Below are 3,256 nucleotides of genomic sequence, written 5' to 3'. Positions count from 1 at the left end.
GCCGCGAGCAGCCCCGCCTTGCCGCCGGGACCGGCGCACAGGTCGACCCAGCGCTCGTCGCGTCCCTCGAGCGGCGCGGTGGCCAGCGCGAGGGCGGCCAATTGGCTGCCCTCGTCCTGTACCGCCGCCGAGCCGGAGCGCACCTGCGGGACGTCGCCGGGGTCGCCGTGCTCGAGATAGACCGCGTACGGCGAGTAGCGACCACGTGTGCCCCCCGCGGCCTCCGCGAGCTCCTCGGCGCCGACCCGGCCGGGACGGGCCGCGAGGTGCACCACCGGACGGGCGTCGTCGGCGGCGAGCGCGGCGGCCAGCTCGTCGGTGTCGCCGCCGAGCGCGTCGTGGAACGCCCCGGCGATCCACCTGGGGTGCGCGTACGCGGTCGCGAGGTATCCGACGGGGTCGGCGTCCCGCGGCGGTGCCACGCGCTCGATCCACTCGGCCTCCGACCGGTAGCCGATCTTGCGCAGCAGCGCGTTGACGAACCCGGCCTGCCCCTGGGACAGCACCCCGTAGGTCGCGCCGACGGTCGCGGACACGGCGGCGTGCGGCGCGATCCGGGTGCGCAGCAGCTGGTAGGCGCCCAGCCGGACGGCGTCGCGCACGTCGTCGTCCAGCTCCTCGACGGGCCGGCTGGAGACCACGTCGATGATCGCGTCGAGCAGCCCGGCCGCGCGCAGCGTGCCGTAGGCGAGCTCGGTGGCGAGCGCGGCGTCCCGCTCGTCGAGGCCGGCCTGCGCGATCCGCTCGGGGAGCACGAGGTTGGCGTACGCGTCGCGCCCGGTGACCGCGCGCAGCACGTCGTAGGCGACGCGCCGCGGCAGCGCACCCACCGCGAGGCGTCGTCCGCGGGGCCGGGACCCCCCTTGCGGACCGCTGCCGCCGTCGGGTGCCCGGCGCTGCGGGCCGCGGGGCGGCCGGCCATCCTGGCCACGGCGCGGCTGACCGCTCACAGCGACGCCTCGTCGACCAGCATGCCGCTGCTCAGGCGGGCGCCGCGCGCGTAGTCGGCCGCCGCCATGGGCCGCTTGCCCTGCGGCTGCACCTGTCCCAGCCGTACCGCTCCGGTCGCGCAGCCGATCACGACGTCGTGCTTGGTCACCACCAGCTCGCCGGCCGGCAGGTTCTCGTTCAGCGGCTCGACGGGGCCGAGCTTGAGCCGGACGCCCCCGAGGGTGAACCACGCCCCCGGTGCCGGCGTCGCCGCGCGGACCATCCGGTCGACGACCATCGCGTCCTGCGCGAAGTGCACCTGGGCGTCGGCCACCGACAGCTTGGGCGCCAGGGTGACGCCCTCGTCGGGCTGCGGGACCGCCTGTGCGGTTCCGGCGGCGATGTCGTCGACGGTGCTGCGCAGCAGCGCCGCGCCGTCGAGCGCCAGCGTCTGCAGCAGCTCGCCGGACGTCGCGCGGGGCGGCATGGGTATCGACAGCTCTCGATAGACGGGTCCGGTGTCGAGGCCCTCCTCGAGCCGGAAGGTGCACGCTCCGATCTCCTCGTCACCGGCGGCGATGGCGTGCTGGACGGGCGCGGCGCCGCGCCATCGCGGCAGCAGCGAGAAGTGCAGGTTGACCCACCCGTGCGGCGGGACGGCGAGCGCCTCCGGCGGCACGAGACCGCCGTACGCGACGATCACGGCCAGCTCTGCCCCACACGCGGCGATCTGCTGCACGGCCTCCGGCTCGCGCAGCGATCGGGGCTGCAGCAGCGGGATGCCGAGCTCGTCGGCGCGCAGGCCGACCTCGCTGCGGTGCTGCCCGCGGCCGCGTCCCGCGCGGGTGTCGGGGCGGGTGAGCACCGCGACCACCTCGTGGGGCGACCCGTGCAGGGCCTCGAGGGAGGGCACGGCCGCGCGCGGTGTACCGGCGAACAGGATGCGCACGTCAGATGCCGAACGGGGACGGGTGCGGGCTCACCTTGATCCGGGGTACCGGCGCGCCGGCCCACTCGGCCTCGCGGATGGCGCGCATCGCCGCCTTGCGGGTGGCGGTGTCCAGGCGGTCGACGAACAGCACGCCGTCCAGGTGGTCGATCTCGTGCAGCACGGCGCGCGCCAGCAGCCGCTCACCGTCGATCACGACCGGCTCACCGTGGACGTCGAACCCGGTGGCGCGCGCCCGCAGCGGCCGCGCACAGGGGAACTTCAGCCCCGGGATGGACAGGCAGCCCTCGTCGTCGGTCTGCTCCTCCTCGGAGACCTCCTCGACCACCGGGTTCACCAGGTGCCCGATCACGTCGTCGACGTGGTAGGTGAACACCCGCGCGCCCACGCCGATCTGCGGCGCGGCCAGGCCGGCACCCCCGGCGGCGAGCATGGTGTCGGTGAGGTCGTCGACGAGCCTGGCGAGCTCGCGGTCGAATGCGGTCACCGGTTCACACTGGGTACGGAGCACGGGGTCGCCGAACAGGCGAATGGGGGTTACAGACACCCGAGCATTCTAGAGCAGCCGCTGCGGGTCGAGCTTGACGTGCAGCCGATCGGTGGCCTTGTGCAGGCTCCGGGCGCTGCGCAGCTCGTGCAGCGCGCGTGCCAGCCGGTCGCCGTCCGCCGTCGGGACGCGCAGCAGCAGCCGTTCGGCGGTGGGGTCGGCGAAGTCCGTCACCGGGCCGAGCACCTCGGTCGAGGCCGGCAGGGCCGGCAGCTTCGCCGCCGCGCCGATCGCGGCCGCGTCGCCGACGAGGGCGGCCATGCGGGCGGTGGGCGGGAACCGCAGCTCGCGGCGGTCGGCGAGCTCCCGCTCGGCGAACCACGGGCCGTCGAACCGCACCAGGGCCTGCACGACCGGGACGGCGGCGGGCGCCATCACCACCACCCGGCCGCCGGCGTCCGCCGGCCGCGCCAGGGCCGCGGCGTTCAGCCAGCGGCGCAGCGTCTCCTCGCCGGCCAGCAGCTCGGAGCGGGTCAGCAGCGCCCAGCCGTCGAGCAGCAGCACCGCCCCGTACCCGCCGGCGACGATCGGCTCGGCGCCGGGCGTGGCGATCACTAGTCGGGCGCCGGGCTCGACGACCGGCACGACGTGCTCGCCCGCGGACTGCACCACGGGGGTGCCCGGCACCATGCGGCCGATCTCCTCGGCGGTGCGGGCGGCGCCGATCACCGCGGCCCGGAACCGGGTCGCCTCGCACACCGGGCAGCGCCAGCCCACGGCGACCTTGCCGCACCAGCGGCACGTGGCGAGCTCGTCGCGGGCGCTGCGCAGCGACAGCGGCCCCGGGCAGGGCGCGCAGCGCGCCGGGGTCGCGCACCGCACGCACGCCA

3 protein-coding genes and 1 pseudogene are annotated in these 3,256 nt (G+C 76.2%); all 4 read right to left on the bottom strand.

From position 1 onward, the window contains the following. Window positions 1–830, bottom strand: an 830-nt coding sequence (locus F8A92_RS18240) for a transcription antitermination factor NusB (protein ID WP_323368448.1), incomplete at its 3' end; no start/stop codon positions are given. 116 nt (window positions 831–946) lie between these two features. After that, a complete protein-coding gene (locus tag F8A92_RS18235; protein ID WP_153506604.1) occupies window positions 947–1,879 on the bottom strand; it encodes a methionyl-tRNA formyltransferase in 933 nt (310 codons plus the stop codon). Window position 1,880: 1 nt separating this feature from the next. Continuing rightward, a complete protein-coding gene (def, locus tag F8A92_RS18230; protein ID WP_153506603.1) occupies window positions 1,881–2,426 on the bottom strand; it encodes a peptide deformylase in 546 nt (181 codons plus the stop codon). Between the two features lie 9 nt (window positions 2,427–2,435). Further along, window positions 2,436–3,256 (bottom strand): annotated as a pseudogene (locus F8A92_RS18775) (primosome assembly protein PriA); the annotation flags it as partial.

It is taken from the genome of Cumulibacter manganitolerans (assembly GCF_009602465.1).
In the GTDB taxonomy this organism is placed as follows: Bacteria; Actinomycetota; Actinomycetes; order Mycobacteriales; family Antricoccaceae; genus Cumulibacter; species Cumulibacter manganitolerans.
This window is presented reverse-complemented; position numbering and strand designations above follow the sequence as displayed.